The sequence below is a fragment of the Mycobacterium europaeum genome (assembly GCF_002102155.1).
Classification (GTDB): Bacteria; Actinomycetota; Actinomycetes; order Mycobacteriales; family Mycobacteriaceae; genus Mycobacterium; species Mycobacterium europaeum.
The window spans coordinates 69,693-88,861 of the sequence record NZ_LQOU01000002.1 but is presented as its reverse complement, the minus strand read 5'-3'; the positions used below and the strand labels follow the sequence as shown (position 1 = coordinate 88,861).

Here is a 19,169-nt window from a genome sequence, read left to right as displayed (position 1 = left end):
CGACTAGCGAGACGGCTTCGGACAGGACGGGTGGGTGCCCGCGGTGACCAGGTCGGCGACCGCCGCGCGCGGGTCACCGCTTTTGACCAGACCCTCGCCCACCAGAACGGCGTCCGCGCCGGCGCCGGCATACGCCAACAGGTCCCCGGTGCCGCGGACACCGGACTCGGCGATCCTGATCACCTTGCTGGGCAGGCCGGGGGCGATGCGCGCAAAGCAATCGCGGTCGACTTCCAGCGTCGCGAGATCGCGTGCGTTGACGCCGATTACGTTGGCGCCCGCCTGCAGCGCGCGGTCGGCCTCCTCCTCGGTGTGCACCTCGACAAGGGCCGTCATGCCCAGCGATTCGGTGCGGTCGAGCATCGACACCAGCGCGGACTGGTCCAGCGCGGCAACGATGAGCAACAACATGTCGGCGCCGTGCGCGCGCGCTTCGTGGATCTGATAGGGCTGCACCACAAAGTCTTTGCGCAACACCGGTATCGAGACGGCGGCCCGGACCGCGTCGAGGTCGTCGAGCGACCCGCGGAACCGTCGCTCCTCGGTCAGCACGCTGATGATCCGGGCTCCGCCACCCTCGTACGCGCGGGCCAGTTTCGCCGGATCGGCAATGGTGGCCAGGGAACCCGCCGAGGGACTGGCGCGCTTGACTTCGGCGATGACCCCGATGCCGGGCTCGCGCAGCGCGGCCATCACGTCAAGCGGTGGAGGCGCGGCCGCAGCGGCGGCCTTGATCTCGGACAAGCTGATGAGGGCTTCGCGCGCGGCGACGTCGGCCCGGACTCCCTCGAGGATGGAGTCAAGCACGGTAGCCGGACTCATGCCTGTTGCTTCCCTTCGCGCTGTCAACCATCGTCACCCCACAGCCAACCTGACGAACCGGAGCCGATTGCGACGACGTGAATGAAGGGTAGCGGCCCCCGGCTCGCGGCCCGTCACCGACCCTCGGTGTCCGAGTCGCGGGCCCGATCGGTCGGGTCGCGACCCTCGTCAAGCGCGTCCCAGATCATCCGCTCCGACATTTCCGGCGTCTCCGGCTGCTCCAGCATCGCGCCATCGGCGTCGTCGCGTAGCGCATTCGAGCGGCGCGTCGCCGGGGCCGCATACTTTTCCGCGCTCAGCCTCGCCGACCCGGAATCGCCGGCCGACCGCAGCAACAGGACGGCCGCGACCAGGGTGCAGGCCGCGGCGGCCACCGCGATGCCCGCGCCGACGTAGCGCCGCTCGCTGCCCACCAGCGTCATCACCGCGACGTGCGCCAGATCGGCACCGCGCACGGCGACGTCGGGGAGCGCCCACAGACTGACGCCCAGGTATCCGACGGCCAGGCTGGCCACTGCCAGCAGCCCCGCCAGCGCCCGCAGTGGCCAGCCGCGCACCGCGATCGCCGCCACGGCCGCCGCCAGCATGAGCACCGCCAACGGCAGCAGCGCCGTCGACCACGACGCGCCGGACAGCGTCACCTCCCGCGGCGGCCCCAGCCCGTCGAACGACCGGATCACCACCCACGGCAGCCGCGACGCCGCCCACAACGCCGCCGCGGACCCCACCAGCAACACCTGGGCCACCCCGACGGCCAACCGGGCCCGCCGGGCGGGCCGGGCCTCAGTCATGGGGGCCGGCCTCCGGGGCGGTCAGCGTCTCGGCGGCGGCGATCGCGCCCAGCACCGCGCGCGCCTTGTTGGACGCCTCGGTGTACTCGTACGGGCCGTTGGAGTCGGCCACCACCCCGCCGCCGGCCTGCACATAGGCGGTGCCGTCGCGCATCAGCGCGGTGCGGATGGCGATCGCGAAGTCGGCGTTGCCGGCGAAGTCGAGATAGCCGACCACGCCGCCGTAGAGGCCGCGCCGCGTCTTCTCCACCTCCTCGATCAGCTCCATGGCCCGCACCTTCGGCGCGCCCGACAGCGTGCCGGCCGGGAAGCAGGCAGTCACCGCGTCTAGCGCCGTCCGGCCCTCGGCGAGCATCCCCGTCACCGTCGACACCAGGTGCATGACGTGGCTGTAGCGCTCGATGTGGCTGTAATCCTCGACCCGCACGGTGCCCGGCGCGCACACCCGGCCGAGGTCGTTGCGGCCCAGGTCGACCAGCATCAGGTGCTCGGCGCGTTCCTTCTCGTCGGCCAGCAGTTCCTTTTCGAGCAGCTGATCCTCTTCCTCGGTCTGTCCGCGCCACCGGGTGCCGGCGATCGGATGCGTCGTCGCCCAGCCGTCGTGAACGGTGACCAGCGCCTCCGGGCTGGAGCCCACGACCGAAAAGTCCGTTCCCCCATGGCCATTGGGGACATGCAGCAGGTACATGTAGGGGCTGGGGTTGGTGACCCGCAGCATGCGGTACACGTCGATGGGGTCGACGTCGGTGTCCACCTCGAACCGCTGCGAGGGCACGACCTGGAAGGCCTCGCCGGCGGCGATCTGGTCGACGAGGTAGTCGACGATCTTCCCGTACTCCTCGACGCTGCGCTGCGCGCGGTACCGGGGTTCGGGGCGGTCGAACGTGGCGACCGTGGACGGCAGCGGCTGGCCGAGCGCCGAGGTCATCACGTCCAGGCGGGCGACCGCGTCGTCGTAGGCCTCGTCGACCCGCTCGTCGGTGCCGTTCCAGTTCACCGCGTTCGCGATCAGCGTGATGGTGCCCTCGTGGTGGTCGACCGCCGCCACGTCGGTGGCCAGCAACAGCAGCATGTCCGGCAGGTGCAGGTCGTCGACGGCAAGTTCGGGCAGGCGTTCCAGGCGCCGCACCATGTCGTAGGCGAACAGGCCGACCATCCCGCCGGACAGCGGCGGCAGCCCCGGCAGGGTCCCGGTGGCCAACAGCTCGAGGGTGGCCCGCAGCGCCAGCAGCGGGTCACCGCCGGTGGGCGCGTCCTGTGGCACGGCGCCCAGCCAGACCGCTTCGCCGTCGCGGACGGTCAACGCCGACGGCGCGCCGGCGCCGATGAACGACCAGCGCGACCAGGATCGGCCGTGCTCGGCGGATTCCAGCAGGAACGTGCCCGGGCGATTGGCGGCGAGCTTGCGGTAGGCCGACAGCGGCGTCTCGCTGTCGGCCAGCACCTTGCGGGTCACCGGAACCACGCGGTGCTCGGCTGCGAGCTGGCGGAAGGCCTCTCGTGAGGTCGTCGCGGCGAGGTGGGCGTGCACCGGACCATCCTCGCAGACGTGGGCCCGGGCGCCCGCGGGCGTGACGGGGCTGCGCTGGTGGGCCCGGGAGTCGCCGTGGCGTTACGCTCGCGGCATGAAACCCGGAGACACCGTCGCGGACTTCGAACTTCCCGATCAGGCGGGGACGCCACGCAAGCTCAGCGACCTGCTCGCCGGCGGACCCGTCGTGCTGTTCTTCTACCCCGCTGCGATGACGCCGGGCTGCACCAAGGAGGCCTGCCACTTCCGGGACCTGGCCGCCGAATTCGCCGCCGTGGGGACCACCCGGGTCGGCATCAGCGTCGATCCCGTGCACAAACAGGCCAAGTTCGCCGACATGCAGAAGTTCGACTATCCGCTGCTGTCCGACCCCGACGGCACCGTCGCCGCGCAGTTCGGGGTCAAGCGCGGCCTGCTCGGCAAGCTGATGCCGGTCAAGCGCACCACCTTCGTCATCGACACCGATCGCAGGGTGCTCGACGTCATCTCCAGCGAGTTCAACATGGACAGCCACGCCGACAAGGCGCTTCAGACGCTGCGCGCCCACTGAGCGTCAGGGGCTGATGGCCAGGAACACGTACGCGGCCAACAGCACCAGGTGCACCTCGCCCTGCAGCCGGGTCGCCCGCCCCGGGACGACCGTCAGCATGCTGATGACCACCGTCAGCGCCAGTAGCACCAGCTGGATGGCGCCCAGGCCGAGCACCAGCGGCCCCTTCAGCCAGATCGACGCCAGCGCGATCGCCGGGATGGTCAGCCCGATGCTGGCCATCGCCGAGCCGTAGGCCAGGTTCAGGCTGATCTGGATGCGGCCCTGGCGCGCGGCGCGCACCGCGGCCAGGGTTTCCGGCAGCAGGACCAGGGCGGCGATCACGACGCCGACGAAGGACTGCGGGAATCCCGCCGCCGTCACCGCGCTCTCGACGGCCGGCGACTCCTCCTCGGCCAGCCCCACCACCGCGCCCAGGGCGACCAGCAGCAGCGCCAGGCTGCCCAGCGCCGCGCCGCGGCTCGGCGGGTCCGCGTGGCTCTCGTCCTCGAACAGCCGCTTCTGCCCCCGCTGTGCGACCGGCAGGAAGAAGTCGCGGTGCCGCACCGTCTGGGTGAAGACGAAGACCAGGTAGAGCAGGAGTGAGGCGACCGCCGCGAAGGCGAGCTGCCCGGGCGAGAATTCCTTGCCCAGGCCGCTGGTCGTGAACGCCGGCAGCACCAGGCTCAGCGTCGCCAGGGTGGTGAGGGTGGCCAGCGCGGCGCCGCTGCCCTCGGCGTTGAACAGCGTGACGCCATAACGCCGGGAACCCATCAGCAGCGACAGACCCGCGATGCCGTTGGTGGTGATCATCACCGCGGCGAACACCGTGTCCCTGGCCAGCGTCGCGGCCTCGTTGCCCCCGGACGCCATCAGCTCGACGATGAGGGCCACCTCGATCACGGTCACCGCGGCCGCGAGCACCAGCGACCCGAACGGCTCGCCGACCCGGGCCGCGACCACCTCCGCGTGATGCACCGCGGCCAGCACTGCCCCGATGAGAAACGCCGCCGCCAGCACGGCGAGTGCCGGACTGAGCCGCTCGCCCCAGATCACGGCCAGCACGCCGACGGCAAGCAGCGGTACGACCGCGGTCCACGACATCCGTCTCAACATCGATCGCCATTCTCATCGACGGCACCCGATCGGGCGACTTCGGAGTTGTTTGAACCGAAAGTCCCCGGGCGCTGGGACAAAAGCCCCTAACGCTCACCCGGCGACTTTCATACTGTCGCAACATTCGCCTCAGGTTTACACGGGCTGATCCGGAGGGAAGTCAAACAGGCATATCCGAACGCTGGTCTTTAGCTAGCCGGATCGAAGGGGGACACGGTGTTAGCTACCCGGACCACCGCACAAAGCGGCGCCAATAGCTCCATTCGCAACCATCTGCGCAGTGTGCAGGACGAGGATCGCAACGACTGGGTTTCAAAAGCCCTGTGTCGAACCGGCGACCCGGACGGATTGTTCGTGCGCGGCGCCGCCCAGCGAAAGGCCGCGGCGATCTGCCGGCACTGCCCGGTGATCCTCGAGTGCGGGGCAGATGCGCTCGACAACCGGGTCGAGTGGGGCGTCTGGGGCGGGATGACGGAACGCCAGCGCCGTGCCCTGCTCAGACGGCACTCCGAGGTGGCGTCGTGGGTCGACTTCTTGGCCGCCGCCCAGGGTCAGCGTCGCATCGGGAGTTAGTGCCGCCCGAGCGGATCGCCACACACCACGGCCCCGCTAACCCTCGGGTTGTAGCAGCACGTCGGCGTCGAAGCAGCTGTGGTCACCGGTGTGACAGGCTCCGCCCACCTGGTCGACCGTGAGCAGCACGGCATCCCCGTCGCAGTCCAGCCGCACCGAGTGCACATATTGGGTGTGGCCGGACGTCGCGCCCTTGACCCACTGCTGGCCACGGGAACGCGAAAAGTACGTCGCCTCACGGGTTTCCAGCGTGCGGGCCAGCGCCGCGTCGTCCATCCAGGCCACCATCAGCACGTCGCCGGTGCCGCGTTCCTGCACGATCGCGGTGAACAGGCCGTCGGCGTTGCGCTTGAGCCGCGCGGCGATCTGCGGGTCCAGCGTCATCGCACCGTGATCCCTTCGGCGGCCATCGCCGCCTTCACCTGGCCGATGGTCAGCTCCCGGAAGTGAAAGACGCTGGCCGCCAACACCGCATCGGCGCCGGCGGCGACCGCGGGCGCGAAGTGTTCGGCCGCGCCGGCACCACCGCTGGCGATCACCGGCACCGTGACCGCCGAGCGCACCGCCTGCAGCATCGCCAGGTCGAATCCGGCCTTGGTGCCGTCGGCGTCCATCGAATTCAGCAGGATCTCCCCCACTCCCAGATCGGCTCCGCGGGAGGCCCATTCGACCGCGTCGATCCCCGTGCCACGGCGCCCGCCGTGCGTGGTGACCTCCCAGCCCGACGGCGTCGGCACCGAATCCGGGGGCACGGTGCGGGCGTCCACCGACAGCACGATGCATTGCGAGCCGAACTGCCTCGCCATTTCCTCCAGCAGGTCGGGCCTGGCGATCGCGGCGGTGTTGATCGACACTTTGTCGGCCCCCGCGCGCAGCAAGACGTCGACGTCGGCCACCGTGCGCACCCCGCCACCGACGGTCAGCGGGATGAACACCTGCTCGGCCGTGCGGCGCACCACGTCGAGCATGGTGGCCCGCCCCGACGACGAGGCGGTGACGTCGAGGAAGGTGAGCTCGTCGGCGCCCTCGGCGTCGTAGGCCGCCGCGAGCTCGACGGGATCGCCCGCGTCGCGCAGGTTTTCGAAGTTGACGCCCTTCACCACCCGCCCGGCGTCGACGTCCAGGCAGGGAATCACCCGCACCGCAAGGCCGCTGTCGGGGGGCATCTCAGAAGTCCTCCGGTCGGCCCGTACCGCGCAGGACCTCGAGGATCTCGGCGTGCGCGCGTGGTCCCGCGGCCAGCGCGGAGTCCGAGGCGGGGGTCCAGGGTTCACCGCGGACGTCGGTGACCACCCCGCCCGCGGCGCGGACCAGCGCCACGCCGGCGGCGTGGTCCCACACGTGGCCACCGAAACTGATGGAGCCGCCGAGGACCCCGTCGGCGACGTAGGCGAGGTCGAGTCCGGTCGAGCCGTGCATCCGCAACCGCGACGAGACACGGCTGAGGTTCTCCAGCACCGCGATGCGGTAGCGCCCCGGGAACCGGCCCCGCGCGTCGGCGCTGAACGAGCCGGCACCGATCAGGGCGTCGGCCAGGTCGACGGGCGCCAGCGGGGGCTGGGCGACACCGTTTTTCATCAACGGCCCACCCACCACCGCGGTGTAGCGCTGGTCGACGAAGGGCAGCCAGGTCAGGCCGGCGACCGGGTCGCCGCGGTGCAGCAGGCCCAGCAGGATGCCCGCCATCGGTGAGCCGGCCGCGTAGTTGAACGTGCCGTCGACGGGGTCGAGCACCCACACCCATTCGGAGTCGACGTCGGTGCCGCCGAATTCCTCGCCGTGCACGCCGATTCCGGTTGCCTCGGTCAGCGCGTCGACCACCTGCCGCTCGATCGCGAGGTCCACGTCGGTGGCGAAGTCGTTGCCCTTCTTCTGGACCGCCGAGTCGGCGCGGTGGCCGGCAAGGAACGACTCGGTGGCGTCGTCGAGGATCGCCGACGCCTGCTGAACCAACGCGTCCAGGTCCATCGCCGCCCTACCCCGCGACCGCGGCCAGCGCCTGCGGCAGCGTGAACCGCCCGGCGTAGAGCGCTTTCCCGACGATGGCGCCCTCGACGCCCCGGTCGGTCAGGGTGGCGATCGCGCGCAGGTCATCCAGGCTCGACACGCCGCCGGAGGCGATCACCGGGGCATCGGTCCGGTCGGCGACGGCGGCCAGCAGGTCGAGGTTGGGGCCGCCCAGCGTGCCGTCCTTGGTGACATCGGTGACGACGAAACGCGAACACCCTTCGCGGTCAAGGCGTTCCAGCACCTCCCACAGGTCACCGCCGTCGGTTTCCCAACCGCGGCCCCGCAACCGGTGCTGCCCATCGACGATCTGGACGTCCAGCCCGACCGCGACCTTCTCGCCGTGCTCGCTGATCGCGCGCGCACACCACTGCGGGTTCTCCAACGCCGCCGTGCCCAGGTTGACCCGGGCGCAGCCGGTGGCCAGCGCCGCGGCCAGGGACTCGTCGTCACGGATGCCGCCGGACAGCTCCACCCGGACGTCGAGCTTGCCGACCACCTCGGCGAGCAGTTCGCGGTTGGAGCCGCGCCCGAACGCCGCATCCAGGTCCACCAGGTGGATCCATTCCGCGCCGTCGCGCTGCCAGCCCAGCGCCGCGTCCAGCGCCGAGCCGTATTCGGTTTCGCTGCCCGCCTTGCCCTGGACCAGCCGCACCGCACGGCCGTCGACCACGTCGACCGCGGGCAACAAGATCAACACATTTCCTCCTTCGCGCCGAGACTGCAACTGACGACGCACCCTCTCGACGTTCGCGTAGCGGAATACAGTTTCGCGGAGGTGATCACAGTGCCTCGATCCAATTGCGCAGCACCGCCGCACCGGCGTCCCCGCTCTTTTCGGGGTGGAACTGGGTGGCCGACAACGGCCCCTGCTCGACCGCGGCCAGAAACGGCACCCCGTGAGTGGCCCAGGTGAGCACGGCCTCGGGCGGGCCCTCCCATCGCTGTGCGGCGTAGGAGTGCACGAAGTAGAACCGGGTGCCGGCGTCCAGTCCCTTGAACAGGGTGCTGCCGGCCCCGGCGTCGACGACGTTCCAGCCCATGTGCGGGATCACCGGGGCTTCCAGGCGGGTGACCTCTCCCGGCCACTGGCCGCAACCCGTTGTCTGCACACCGAATTCGACGCCGCTGGCGAACAGGATCTGCATGCCGACGCAGACGCCGAGCACCGGGCGGCCGGCGGCGACCCGATCGGCGATGATGCGGTCTCCGTGGACTCTGCGCAGGCCCGTCATGCAGGCCTCGAAGGCCCCGACCCCGGGCACCACGAGCCCGTCGGCGGCGGCCGCGGCGCCGGCGTCGGCGGTCACCTCCACCGACGCGCCTGCCCGCTGCAGGGCGCGCTGGGCCGACCGCAGATTGCCCGAGCCGTAATCCAGGATGACGACGGATGGTGTTGTCACAGAACACCTTTGGTGGACGGCACGTCGGTCACCCGGGGGTCGGGCTCGACGGCCTGACGCAACGCGCGGGCCACCGCCTTGTACTGCGCTTCGGTGATGTGGTGCGGGTCGCGCCCGTAGAGCACGCGCACGTGCAGCGCGATGCGGGCGTTCATGGCCAGCGACTCGAACACGTGCCGGTTGATGACGGTGTGATACGGCACGGAGCTGCCGGCGATGGTGGTGTGCTGCAGGTGATCCGGCTCTCCGGTGTGCACGCAGTAGGGCCGGCCGGACACGTCGACGACGGCGTGGGCCAGCGTCTCGTCCATCGGGATGTACGCGTCGCCGAACCGGCGGATGCCCCGCTTGTCGCCGAGGGCCTGCCCGAGCGCCTGCCCCAGCGCGATCGCGGTGTCCTCGATGGTGTGGTGACCCTCGATCTCGACGTCGCCCGTGGTGCGCACGGTCAGGTCGAAACTCGCGTGGCTGCCCAGCGCGGTCAGCATGTGGTCGTAGAACGGCACACCGGTGTCGACGTGGACCTGGCCGGTGCCGTCGAGATCCAGTTCGATGACGATGTCGGATTCCTTGGTGCGGCGCTCGATACGCGCACGCCGGGTCGCACTGGTGGTCACGGGGCTCCTACTGGGGTGGCTGGGGCCAGTTCGGTGGCGGCGATCTGGGCGCTGGCCCGCAAGAACGCGTCGTTCTCCTCGGCCAGGCCCGTCGTCGCGCGCAGGTAGCCGGGAATCCCGACGTCGCGGATCAGGACGCCGGCGTCCAGGTAGCGCTGCCAGGCGGCCGGAGCGTCGGCGAACCGCCCGAACAGCACGAAGTTCGCGTCGCTCGGGATCACCCGGAAACCCATGGCGCTCAACGCTTTCGTGACACGTTCGCGTTCGGAGATCAGTGCGGCGACGCTGCTCAGGGTGTCGTCGGCGTGCCGCAGCGCGGCCCGGGCCGCTGCCTGGGTGACCGACGACAGGTGGTAGGGCAGCCGCACCAGCAGCATCGCGTCGATCACCGCGGGCGTGGCGATCAGGTAGCCGAGCCGCCCCCCGGCGAACGCGAACGCCTTGCTCATCGTGCGGGTGACGATGAGCTTGGTCGGATACTCGCGCACCAGCCCCACGGCGCTGGGCTCGGAGGAGAACTCGCCGTAGGCCTCGTCGACGATCAGGATGCCCGGGGCCGCGTCGAGCAGGCGCCGCAGGGCCGGCAGCGAAACACTCTGCCCGGACGGGTTGTTCGGGCTGGCGATGAAGACCACGTCGGGCCGGTGCTCGGTGATCTCGGCGACCGCCGCGTCGACGTCGAGGCTGAAATCGTCGGCGCGGACGCCCTCCAGCCATTCCGTGCGCGTGGCGTCGGAGATGATCGGGTGCATCGAGTAGGACGGGGCGAACCCGATGGCGGTGCGCCCGGGCCCGCCGAACGCCTGCAGCAGCTGTTGCAGGATCTCGTTGGAACCGTTTGCCGCCCAGAGGTTTTCCACGCCGAGCCGCACGCCGGTCTGCGCGGTGAGGTAATCGGCCAGGTCGCGACGCAGGTCGACCGCATCCCGGTCGGGGTAGCGGTGCAGTTCGGCGGCGGCCTCGGCCACCGACCGCACGACGTCGTCCACCAGCGCCCGGCTGGGCGGGTGCGGGTTCTCGTTGGTGTTCAGCCGCACTGGGACCGCCAATTGCGGTGCGCCGTAGGGCGATTTGCCGCGCAGGTCGTCGCGCAAGGGCAGGTCGTCCAGCGTGGGGTTCTCCGGCCCGGTCATCGCTCGAACCTCCGCCGGATCGCCTCGCCGTGCGCCGGCAGGTCTTCGGCCTTGGCCAGCGTGACGACGTGCCCCGAGACGTCCTTGAGGGCGGCCTCGGTGTAGTCGACCACGTGGATGCCGCGCAGGAAGGTTTGCACCGACAGGCCGCTGGAATGCCGGGCCGAGCCCGCGGTCGGCAGGACGTGGTTGGATCCGGCGCAGTAGTCGCCGAGGCTGACCGGCGAGTACGGCCCGACGAAAACGGCACCGGCCGAACGGATTCGCCCGGCGACCTCGGCCGCGTCGGCGGTCTGGATCTCCAGGTGCTCGGCGGCGTAGGCGTTGACCACCTTGATGCCGGCGTCGAGGTCGTCGACCAGGATGATCGCGGACTGGCGGCCCGCGAGCGCGGTGGCCACCCGCTCGCGGTGCACCGTCGTGCGCAGCTGGGCGGCCACCTCCGCGTCGGCGGCGTCGGCCAGCGCCGCGCTCGGGGTGACCAGCACGCTGCCCGCCATCTCGTCGTGTTCGGCCTGGCTGATCAGGTCGGCGGCGACGTGCGCCGGGTCGGCCGTGTGGTCGGCCAGGATGGCGATCTCGGTCGGCCCGGCCTCGGCGTCGATGCCCACGCGCGAGCGGCACAGCCGCTTGGCGGCGGTGACGTAGATGTTGCCCGGGCCGGTGATCAGGTCGACCGCCGCCAGCTCGGAGCCGTCCGTGTCGGCGCCGCCGTAGGCCAGCAGCGCCACCGCCTGCGCGCCGCCGACGGCCCACACCTCGTCCACCCCGAGCAGCCGGGCGGCGGCCAGGATCGTCGGATGCGGCAGGCCGTCAAAGCGGGCCTGCGGCGGGCTGGCCACCACCAGCGAGTCGACACCCGCGACCTGCGCCGGCACCACGTTCATCACCACGCTCGACGGGTAGACGGCGTTGCCGCCGGGCACGTACAGGCCCACCCGCTCGACGGGGACCCACCGCTCGGTCACCGTCGCGCCGGGCCCCAACGTGGTGGTGACGTCGGTGCGACGCTGGTCGGCGTGCACCGCGCGGGCGCGTTCGATCATCACCCGCAGGGCGTCGACGACGTCGGGATCCAGGCCGGCCAGCGCCGACTCCAGCGCCGCCGCGGGCACCCGCACCGCCGCCGGCCGCACCCCGTCGAACGACTCGCCGTACTGCAGCGCCGCCTCGGCGCCGCGCTCGGCGACGGCCTCCACGATCGGACGCACCTTGGGCAACACGCTCTCCACGTCGGCGCCGCCGCGCGGCAGCGCCGTCCGCAACCGGGCAGCCGTCAGCGCCGCGCCCCGCAGGTCGATGCGGGCCATCACGGGTGCTGAAGTGGTACTCATCGCCTCCATTGTCCCAGAGCAACTCAAGTTGATATTCGACCGGTACAGTGCCCTTGAATGGCCGGGTACGACCCATCCGACTCAGGGAGCCGTCATGTCCGCGAAGGATCACCCCAACAACGCACCGGGCGTGCCGATGGTGTTCCCGCCCTGGTTCGAGCGCTTCCAGATCAAGTATTTCAACCCGGCGGTCAAGCCGATCGCCCGCTTTCTGCCCGGCACCGCCACCATCAAGCACCGCGGCCGCACCTCGGGCAAGCCGTACGAGACCATCATCACCCCCTACCGCAAGGACAACGTGCTGGCGATCGCGCTGGCCCACGGCAAGACGAACTGGGTCAAGAACGTGCTGGCGGCCGGCGGGGCCGACGTGCAGTACAGCCGCAACCGCGTGGTGCACATCACCAACCCGCGGATCCTGCCGGCCGGCTCGGACGGCCCCGACGCCGAGCGCCTGCCGCGGATGGCCCGGATGCAGCTGCGGCGGGTCGGCGTGTTCGTCGGCGACATCGCCTGAGGCCTCGGCGCCGCCGCTTTTGGTGTGCGTTGACGGCTTTCGGTGTGCGCTGACGGCGGGATTTCAGCGAATTTCCGCCCTGGGTGCACACTCGACGCCCTGGGCGCCCACTGCTGCGCTCGTCTGAGGCCTTACATGTCCAGGCCGACGTCGAGCGCGCGCACCGAGTGCGTCAGCGCGCCGACGGCCAGGTAGTCCACCCCGGTGGCCGCGTACGTGGCGGCGTTCTCCAGGCTGAGCCCGCCGGAAGACTCCAGCAGGACGGCGGGTGCGCGCGTGTCCCGGCGCTGCACGGCCATCTGCGTCTGCCACACCGGGAAGTTGTCCAGCAGGACCAGTTCCGGCTTTTCGGCCAGCACCTCGTCCAGCTGCTCGAGGGAGTCCACCTCCACCTCGCACGGCAGATCCGGCGCCGCGTCACGCACCGCCCGCAACGCGTCGACCACCGATCCCGCGGCCACCACGTGGTTGTCCTTGATCAGCGCCGCGTCGCCCAGGCCCATCCGGTGGTTGACGCCCCCGCCGACCCGCACCGCGTACTTCTGCAGCGCACGCAGCCCGGGCAGGGTTTTGCGGGTGTCGCGGACCTTGGCCTTGGTGCCGTGCACGGCGTCGACCCAGGCCGCCGTCGTGGTGGCGATGCCCGACAGGTGACAGACCAGGTTGAGCATGGTCCGCTCGGCGGTCAGCAGGCCGCGGGTGTCCGCGCGCACGGTCAGCACCGGCTCGCCGGGCTGCAGCCGGGCGCCGTCCTCGACGCGGTGCACCACCTCGTAGCCGCCGGCCAGGACGGCGTCGAGGACCAGCAGCGCAACCTCGACGCCGGCGATCACGCCGGCGTCGCGGGGCACCATCGACGCGGTGGCCACCGCGCCGGCGGGCACCGTCGCGAGGGTGGTGACGTCGGGCCCGTAGCGCAGGTCCTCGTCCAGAGCCCGCCGGATGGTGTCCTGAGCGGCGCTTCGTTCGTCGGGCAGCATCATCAGCCCACCGCCGCCAGCGCCTCCGCCAGCACCGAGTTCCGGTCGTCGGCCAGCCGCAGCACGCTGCTGCGCGCCTGGTCCGGCGCGGGCTCGGGGTGTTCCGCGCGGTGGTGGCAGCCCCGGCTCTCGCCGCGGGCCAGTGCCGCGGCGGTCACGGCGCGGGCGGCCACGGCCAGCGCGACGTCTTCGAAGTCGCGACGCCCGGCGATGGCCCGTACCGGCGCCGCCGACAGCGTCTCGGACAACCGGTTCAGCCCGGCGGCGTCGCGCACCACCGAGGCGTCGCGGCTCATCGCGGCCTGCAGTTCGCCGCGGTCCGGGGCGGTGTGGGCGGACGGCTCGCACTCCGCGGCGCGGACGCGCCCCGCCGCCAGCGCGTGCGCGGCCGCGGCCTTCCCCGCCCGTCCGCCGACGACCAGGCCCTCCAGCAAGCTGTTGGACGCCAGTCGGTTGGCGCCGTGCATTCCGGTGCGCGCCACCTCGCCGGCGGCGAACAGCCCCGGCAGTTCCGTCTGCCCGTACACGTCGGTGACGACGCCGCCGCAGCTGTAGTGCGCCCCCGGCACGACCGGGATGGGTTGGCGGACGGGGTCGATGCCGGCGGCCCGGCACGCGGCGGTCACCGTCGGGAACCGGTTGGCGAAACCCTCGATGCCGCGCGCGTCGAGGAAGACGCACGGGTCGCCGGTGGCCTTCAGCCGCGTGTCGATGGCCGCGGCGACCACATCGCGCGGCGCCAGGTCGCCCATCGGGTGCACGCCGGCGGTGACCGAATTGCCTTGTCGGTCAAGCAGTATCGCGCCCTCACCGCGGATGGCCTCGGTGATCAGCGGACGCCGGCCGCCGCCGCCACCGAAGAGCATCGTGGGGTGGAACTGGATGAACTCGAGGTCGCTGACCGCGACACCGGCCCACAGCGCCAGCGCGATGCCGTCGCCCGTGGAGCCGGCGGGATTGGTGGTCGCGCCGTAGAGGTGCCCGAGGCCGCCGGAGGCCAGGATGACCGCCGGCGCGCTGATGATTCCGTACCCGTCCGCATTGCCGACGGACACGCCGGTCACGGCCGTGCCGTCGTGCAGCACGCGCAGCGCGACGTGGCCGGTCCGGATGTCCAGCAGCCGGGCGGCGTGGTCGAGCGCGCGCTGCACCTCGGCACCGGTGGCGTCACCGCCGGCATGTACGATCCGCCGCCGCGAGTGCCCGCCTTCGCGCGTCACGTCCCAGCGGCCCGGGGCCGCCTCGTCGAATCGCGCTCCGGCACCGACCAATTCGGACACCGCCCGGTAGCCGTCGGCAACGATCGAGGCCACCGCGTCGGGATCGCAGAGGCCGGCGCCCGCGGCCACGGTGTCGGCGACGTGAGCCTCGACGGAGTCGTCGTTGTCGGGCAGGACCACCGCGATGCCGCCCTGGGCGTAGTGGGTGGCCGTCGCCCCGCGCGCCTGGTCGGCCTTGCTCAGCACGACGACGCGGCGGCCCGCGCGGTGGGCGGCCAGCGCGGCGGCCAATCCCCCGACGCCGGTACCGATGACGACGACGTCGGCGCTGTCCGTCCAGGCCGGGCGGGCGATCATTCGCCGCCGCCCGGCTGACCGATCTCGATCATTCGCTGCACGCTGCGACGGCCCGCCGCCGCGACCTCGGGGTCGACGTCGACTTCGTCGGCCCCGTCCACCAGGCAGCGCAACAGGGCCGCGGGCGTGATCATCTTCATGTACTTGCAGGACGCCCGGTCGTTGACCGCGCGGAAATCGACCTCCGGGGCCGCCCGGCGCAGCTGATGCAGCATGCCGACCTCGGTGGCCACCAGCACTTTGCGGGCCCGGGTCTCATGCGCGGCGTCGAGCATGCCGCCGGTGGACAGGATCTTCACCCGATCCGCCGGGACGGCGCCCTCCCCGGCGAGGTACAACGCCGAAGTGGCGCAACCGCATTCGGGATGCACGTAGAGGTCGGCGTCGGGGTTCGCCCTGGCCTGCTCGGACAGCTCGTCGCCGTTGATCCCGGCGTGGACGTGGCATTCACCGGCCCACACATGCATGTTCGCGCGGCCGGTCACCCGGCGCACGTGGGCCCCGAGGAACTGGTCCGGGCAGAACAACACCTCGCGGTCGGGGTCGATCGAGTTCACCACGTCGACCGCGTTGGACGACGTGCAGCAGATGTCGGTCAGGGCCTTCACCGCGGCGGTGGTGTTGACGTAGGAGACGACGACCGCGCCGGGGTGCTCGTCCTTCCAGGCGCGCAGGTCGTCGGCGGTGATCGAGTCGGCCAGCGAGCAGCCGGCCCGCTGATCCGGGATGAGGACCGTCTTGTCGGGGCTGAGGATCTTGGCGGTCTCGGCCATGAAGTGCACCCCGCAGAACACGATGGTGTCCTCGGGCGCCTCGGCGGCGATCCGCGACAGGGCCAGCGAATCACCCACATGGTCGGCGACGTCCTGGATCGCGGGCAGCTGGTAGTTGTGCGCGAGGACGGTGGCGCCGCGCAGCTTGGCCAGCCGGCGAATCTCGGCGGCCCACTGCTCGTCGCCGTCCACGCCGCCGTAGCCGGTGGGCGAATTCGTGATGTCGGCCATCATGTCTTCGGCGAGCGTGTCCATGCGATTCACAACCGTCACGGCGGCTCCTTTCAGCCCAGGAGGTTTTCGACTTATAATCGAAAACATGGCCCATACTAGCACCGAACACGAGGTGCTTGCGGTGGTGTTTCAGGTTCGCCAGGTAACGGGCGGCCCGCGAATACAGAAACCGCAGCTTAACGTGCTGTTATGGCAGCGCGCCAAAGATCCGCAGCGCGGCGCCTGGTCGCTGCCGGGCGGACGGCTGCGCAACGACGAGGACATGATCAGCTCGGTCCGCCGACAGCTGGCCGAGAAGGTGGACCTCAAGGAGCTGGCGCACCTCGAGCAGCTGGCGGTGTTCTCCGAGCCGAACCGGGTGCCGGGCGCCCGGGTGATCGCCTCGACGTTCCTCGGCCTGGTGCCCTCCCCCGCCACCCCCGAGCTGCCGCCGGACACCCGGTGGCACCCGGTGAGCTGCCTGCCGGAGATGGCCTTCGACCACGGTCCGATGGTGACCCACGCCCACGCCCGCCTGGTCGCCAAGTTGTCCTACACCAACCTCGGATTTGCCTTGGCGCCAAAGGAATTCGCGCTCTCTACGTTGCGCGACATCTACGGCGCCGCGCTGGGATATCAGGTAGACGCGACGAACCTGCAGCGGGTGCTGGTCCGCCGCGGCGTGATCAGCCAGACGGGCACCATTGCGCAATCCGGTCGCAGCGGGGGCCGGCCGGCGGCCCTCTACCACTTCACCGACTCCCGGCTGCGGGTCACCGACGAATTCGCCGCGCTGAGGCCTCCCGGCCAGCCCGGCCAGGTTTGACCTCCCGCGCCGCTCGCCCCGGCAAGTTTGCGGAAAGCGCCGTCCGGGGACACGGATGAATCGGCAACTGTGACGCGTCTGACCCGCCGTCCCCGGCGAGAAGTCGCCCACCATGCGGCGATTGTGTTTTGGTTACCTGCCGTTCATGGGCGAGAATGCCGGGTGGCCTAGAAGGGAGCCTCAATGGCTGAGCTCGGCAATCTGGCAGGCACACGCGGGGCGGAGTGGATCGCCCGGCCACCGCACGAGGAACTGCAGCGCAAAGTACGCCCGCTGCTGCCGTCGGACGACCCGTTCTACCAGCCGCCACTGGGGTTCCAGCACGCCGAGCCCGGGACGGTGCTGCGCTCGCGCGATGTCGAGCTGGCGTTTCTGGGGTTGATTCCCCAGCCGGTCAAGGCCGTCCAGTTGCTCTACCGGACGATGGACATGAACGGCGAGCCCGAGGCGAGCGTGACGACGGTGATCGTCCCCGCTGAGCTCGCCCCGGAACGGCCCTGCCCGCTGCTGTCCTACCAGTGCGCGATCGACGCCGTGTCGTCGCGCTGCTTCCCGTCCTACGCGCTGCGGCGCCGGGCGAAGGCCCTGGGCTCCATCGGCCAGTTCGAATACTTCCTGATCGCCGCCGCCGTCGCCGAGGGCTGGGCCGTCTCGGTGCCCGACCACGAAGGCCTGCAGGGCCTGTGGGGCGCGCCGTATGAGCCCGGCTATCGCGTGCTGGACGGAATCCGGGCCGCCCTGGGTTCGGAACGCCTCGGAATGTCCCCACTGGCCCCGATCGGCCTGTGGGGCTATTCCGGCGGCGGCCTGGCCAGTGCCTGGGCTGCGGAAGTATGCGCCGACTACGCGCCCGAGCTCGACATCGTCGGGGCCGTGCTGGGATCACCCGTCGGGGACCTGGGCAACACCTTCCGACGGCTCAACGGCAGCTTCCTGTCGGGCCTGCCCGCCCTGGTGGTGGCCGCGCTCGCCCACATCTACCCCGAGCTGGACCGGGTGATCAAAGAGCACAGCAACGAGGAGGGGCGCGCCCTGCTCGAATCGCTCGAGAAGATGACCACCGTGGAGGCGGTCATCCGGATGGCCGGCAAGAACATGGGTGACTACCTCGACGAGCCGCTCGAGAGCATCCTCTCGACGCCCGAGGTCACCCACGTCTTCGAGAACATCAAGCTGGGGGCGGCCGTCCCGACGCCGCCGGTGCTGATCGTGCAGGCGGTCCACGACTACCTCATCGACGTCGAGGACATCGACGTGCTCGCCGACGCCTATTCGGCCGGCGGCGCCCAGGTCACCTACCACCGCGACGCGTTCAACGAGCACATGCTGCTACACCCGCTGTCGGCGCCGATGACGCTGCGCTGGCTCACCGACCGGTTCGACCGCCGGCCGGTGACCGAGCACCTGATCCGGACCACCTGGCCGACGATGTTCCACCCGATGACGTACGTCGGGATGGCCCGGCTGACCAAGATCGCCGCCAAGGTCATCTTCGGCCGCAGGATTCACCGCCGGCCGCTATGACACGGGCGCGTCCGGTGCACCGCCCGCTGCCACCGGCAGCGCGTCGGCAGGTCGGCCGCCCGGCGGGTAAGCCCCCAGGTCGTCGCGGGAGTCGGCGGCCGCAAGCACGGCATAGAGCAGCGCGGCGATAGCGGCGGGCCACAGCAGCGTCAGCGCCACCGGCAGCGGATGGTCCGCGAAGAACACCGGGGGCGCCTGGATGACATACGCCACCGACGGGGCTTTGGACAGCGGCACCGCGTCGAAGTTCAGTGCGCCGTAACGGATCCGCGCCAACACCGCCCCGATCGCCGTCGCGGCCGCGGCGGCAGTCACCATGCCCGTCGAGAGCACGACGACCATCCCCGGTCCGCGGCGCGCGCGCCACTGCCACGCCAGCACCGTCGCCACCACGGCGAGCACGGTCAGCAGGCCCAGCATCAGGCACGGCGCGTCGAAGAAATGCTCCGACTCGGTGCCCAGATAGTCGTGCACCCGTTCACCCGCGCGGGTGAGCGCCACCACGGCGTGGATCGGCGGCGCGATCCACGCCCACAGCCCGCCGATCAGCACACCGATCAGCAGGGAGCCCAGCGCGGCGACCGCGATGGCACGGATCCCCGACGTGGACGGGACGGTTGCGGGCGGCGGACGTCGTGGACCTTCCGGATCTGCCACGGGCTGGGTCACCGTTGGGCCTCCAGGTCGACGGAGTCGACCTGACCGTGCCGCGAGCACCGCGCCCGCCAGCCGTCGGGGCGAACCTGCACCACCATCCGGCGGCCGCATTCCGCGCAGAACCGGGGCGGTTCCAGGCCCAGCTGCGCCGCCGTCGGCATTGCGGTGCCCCCCAATTCCCCGGTGTAGACGTTGTAGACGCCCGCGCTGACCGGAGCACCCAGATCACCAACCACAGTCGCCACG

At 71.1% G+C, this 19,169-nt stretch carries 22 protein-coding genes; 5 read left to right on the top strand and 17 right to left on the bottom strand.

The features are described from left to right. Positions 1–3: 3 nt before the first annotated feature. The 3 genes from trpC to AWC03_RS00460 all read right to left on the bottom strand — a co-directional run bounded on the left by trpC (position 4) and on the right by AWC03_RS00460 (position 3,144). Entirely contained in the window at positions 4–822 is an 819-nt protein-coding gene (gene trpC, locus AWC03_RS00470) for an indole-3-glycerol phosphate synthase TrpC (RefSeq protein WP_085238565.1), read from the bottom strand. A gap of 113 nt (positions 823–935) precedes the next feature. Further along, positions 936–1,613: a TIGR02234 family membrane protein gene (locus AWC03_RS00465; RefSeq protein ID WP_085238564.1), complete on the bottom strand. Its 678-nt coding sequence runs from the start codon at positions 1,611–1,613 to the stop codon at positions 936–938. Then, entirely contained in the window at positions 1,606–3,144 is a 1,539-nt protein-coding gene (locus AWC03_RS00460) for an anthranilate synthase component I (protein ID WP_085238563.1), read from the bottom strand. Before AWC03_RS00460 ends, AWC03_RS00465 begins: the two co-directional genes overlap by 8 nt. 94 nt (positions 3,145–3,238) lie before the next feature. Here AWC03_RS00460 and AWC03_RS00455 point away from each other — a divergent pair, with 94 nt between their 5' ends. Beyond that, a complete protein-coding gene (locus AWC03_RS00455; protein WP_085238562.1) occupies positions 3,239–3,694 on the top strand; it encodes a peroxiredoxin in 456 nt (151 codons plus the stop codon). A gap of 3 nt (positions 3,695–3,697) precedes the next feature. On the opposite strand, the gene AWC03_RS00450 is transcribed toward AWC03_RS00455, so the two are convergent. Further along, positions 3,698–4,789, bottom strand: coding sequence for a calcium:cation antiporter (locus AWC03_RS00450; RefSeq protein WP_085238561.1), 1,092 nt, complete (start codon positions 4,787–4,789; stop codon positions 3,698–3,700). 216 nt (positions 4,790–5,005) lie between these two features. On the opposite strand from AWC03_RS00450, the gene AWC03_RS00445 reads away from it, so the two are divergent. After that, entirely contained in the window at positions 5,006–5,362 is a 357-nt protein-coding gene (locus tag AWC03_RS00445) for a WhiB family transcriptional regulator (protein WP_085238560.1), read from the top strand. 36 nt (positions 5,363–5,398) lie between these two features. Here AWC03_RS00445 and hisI read toward each other — a convergent pair whose 3' ends face one another. The 8 genes from hisI to hisD form a co-directional block, all read right to left on the bottom strand. Continuing rightward, entirely contained in the window at positions 5,399–5,746 is a 348-nt protein-coding gene (hisI, locus tag AWC03_RS00440; protein ID WP_085238559.1) for a phosphoribosyl-AMP cyclohydrolase, read from the bottom strand. Then, positions 5,743–6,528 (bottom strand): imidazole glycerol phosphate synthase subunit HisF, encoded by a 786-nt coding sequence (hisF, locus tag AWC03_RS00435; RefSeq protein ID WP_085238558.1) that lies wholly within the window; start codon positions 6,526–6,528, stop codon positions 5,743–5,745. The genes hisI and hisF overlap by 4 nt, the downstream gene beginning before the upstream one ends. Position 6,529: 1 nt before the next feature. Then, positions 6,530–7,330, bottom strand: a complete 801-nt coding sequence (locus AWC03_RS00430) for an inositol monophosphatase family protein (protein ID WP_085238557.1) — start codon at positions 7,328–7,330, stop codon at positions 6,530–6,532. Positions 7,331–7,337: 7 nt separating this feature from the next. Next, the gene (gene priA, locus AWC03_RS00425) at positions 7,338–8,069 is read right to left on the bottom strand and encodes a bifunctional 1-(5-phosphoribosyl)-5-((5-phosphoribosylamino)methylideneamino)imidazole-4-carboxamide isomerase/phosphoribosylanthranilate isomerase PriA (RefSeq protein ID WP_085238556.1); all 732 of its coding nucleotides are present in this window, start codon (positions 8,067–8,069) and stop codon (positions 7,338–7,340) included. Between the two features lie 82 nt (positions 8,070–8,151). Then, entirely contained in the window at positions 8,152–8,772 is a 621-nt protein-coding gene (hisH, locus tag AWC03_RS00420; RefSeq protein ID WP_085238555.1) for an imidazole glycerol phosphate synthase subunit HisH, read from the bottom strand. Next, positions 8,769–9,389: an imidazoleglycerol-phosphate dehydratase HisB gene (gene hisB / locus AWC03_RS00415; RefSeq protein WP_085238554.1), complete on the bottom strand. Its 621-nt coding sequence runs from the start codon at positions 9,387–9,389 to the stop codon at positions 8,769–8,771. The genes hisH and hisB overlap by 4 nt, the downstream gene beginning before the upstream one ends. Then, positions 9,386–10,522 (bottom strand): histidinol-phosphate transaminase, encoded by a 1,137-nt coding sequence (locus AWC03_RS00410; protein WP_085238553.1) that lies wholly within the window; start codon positions 10,520–10,522, stop codon positions 9,386–9,388. Before AWC03_RS00410 ends, hisB begins: the two co-directional genes overlap by 4 nt. Next, positions 10,519–11,835: a histidinol dehydrogenase gene (gene hisD / locus AWC03_RS00405; RefSeq protein ID WP_169716499.1), complete on the bottom strand. Its 1,317-nt coding sequence runs from the start codon at positions 11,833–11,835 to the stop codon at positions 10,519–10,521. The genes AWC03_RS00410 and hisD overlap by 4 nt, the downstream gene beginning before the upstream one ends. 115 nt (positions 11,836–11,950) lie before the next feature. On the opposite strand from hisD, the gene AWC03_RS00400 reads away from it, so the two are divergent. Beyond that, complete coding sequence (locus AWC03_RS00400) at positions 11,951–12,373, top strand: nitroreductase family deazaflavin-dependent oxidoreductase (protein WP_085238551.1); 423 nt, start codon at positions 11,951–11,953, stop codon at positions 12,371–12,373. A 131-nt stretch (positions 12,374–12,504) separates the two neighbouring features. Here the strand turns inward: AWC03_RS00400 and nadC are convergent, their stop codons facing one another. The 3 genes from nadC to nadA are packed head-to-tail and all read right to left on the bottom strand — an operon-like array spanning position 12,505 to position 15,976. Further along, positions 12,505–13,356, bottom strand: a complete 852-nt coding sequence (nadC, locus tag AWC03_RS00395) for a carboxylating nicotinate-nucleotide diphosphorylase (protein WP_085238550.1) — start codon at positions 13,354–13,356, stop codon at positions 12,505–12,507. Further along, a complete protein-coding gene (locus tag AWC03_RS00390; RefSeq protein ID WP_208859469.1) occupies positions 13,356–14,927 on the bottom strand; it encodes an L-aspartate oxidase in 1,572 nt (523 codons plus the stop codon). The genes nadC and AWC03_RS00390 overlap by 1 nt, the downstream gene beginning before the upstream one ends. Then, positions 14,927–15,976: a quinolinate synthase NadA gene (gene nadA, locus AWC03_RS00385; RefSeq protein ID WP_085238548.1), complete on the bottom strand. Its 1,050-nt coding sequence runs from the start codon at positions 15,974–15,976 to the stop codon at positions 14,927–14,929. The genes AWC03_RS00390 and nadA overlap by 1 nt, the downstream gene beginning before the upstream one ends. Before the next feature lie 46 nt (positions 15,977–16,022). On the opposite strand from nadA, the gene AWC03_RS00380 reads away from it, so the two are divergent. Both AWC03_RS00380 and AWC03_RS00375 read left to right on the top strand, forming a co-directional pair. Further along, complete coding sequence (locus AWC03_RS00380) at positions 16,023–16,742, top strand: NUDIX hydrolase (RefSeq protein WP_085238547.1); 720 nt, start codon at positions 16,023–16,025, stop codon at positions 16,740–16,742. Between the two features lie 183 nt (positions 16,743–16,925). Continuing rightward, positions 16,926–18,266: a lipase family protein gene (locus tag AWC03_RS00375; protein WP_085238546.1), complete on the top strand. Its 1,341-nt coding sequence runs from the start codon at positions 16,926–16,928 to the stop codon at positions 18,264–18,266. Here the strand turns inward: AWC03_RS00375 and AWC03_RS00370 are convergent. Continuing rightward, a complete protein-coding gene (locus AWC03_RS00370) occupies positions 18,261–18,923 on the bottom strand; it encodes a DUF2567 domain-containing protein (protein WP_420845626.1) in 663 nt (220 codons plus the stop codon). The genes AWC03_RS00375 and AWC03_RS00370 overlap by 6 nt on opposite strands. An 8-nt stretch (positions 18,924–18,931) precedes the next feature. Then, complete coding sequence (bsaP, locus tag AWC03_RS00365) at positions 18,932–19,159, bottom strand: biotin synthase auxiliary protein BsaP (RefSeq protein WP_085238544.1); 228 nt, start codon at positions 19,157–19,159, stop codon at positions 18,932–18,934. Between the last annotated feature and the right edge of the window lie 10 nt (positions 19,160–19,169).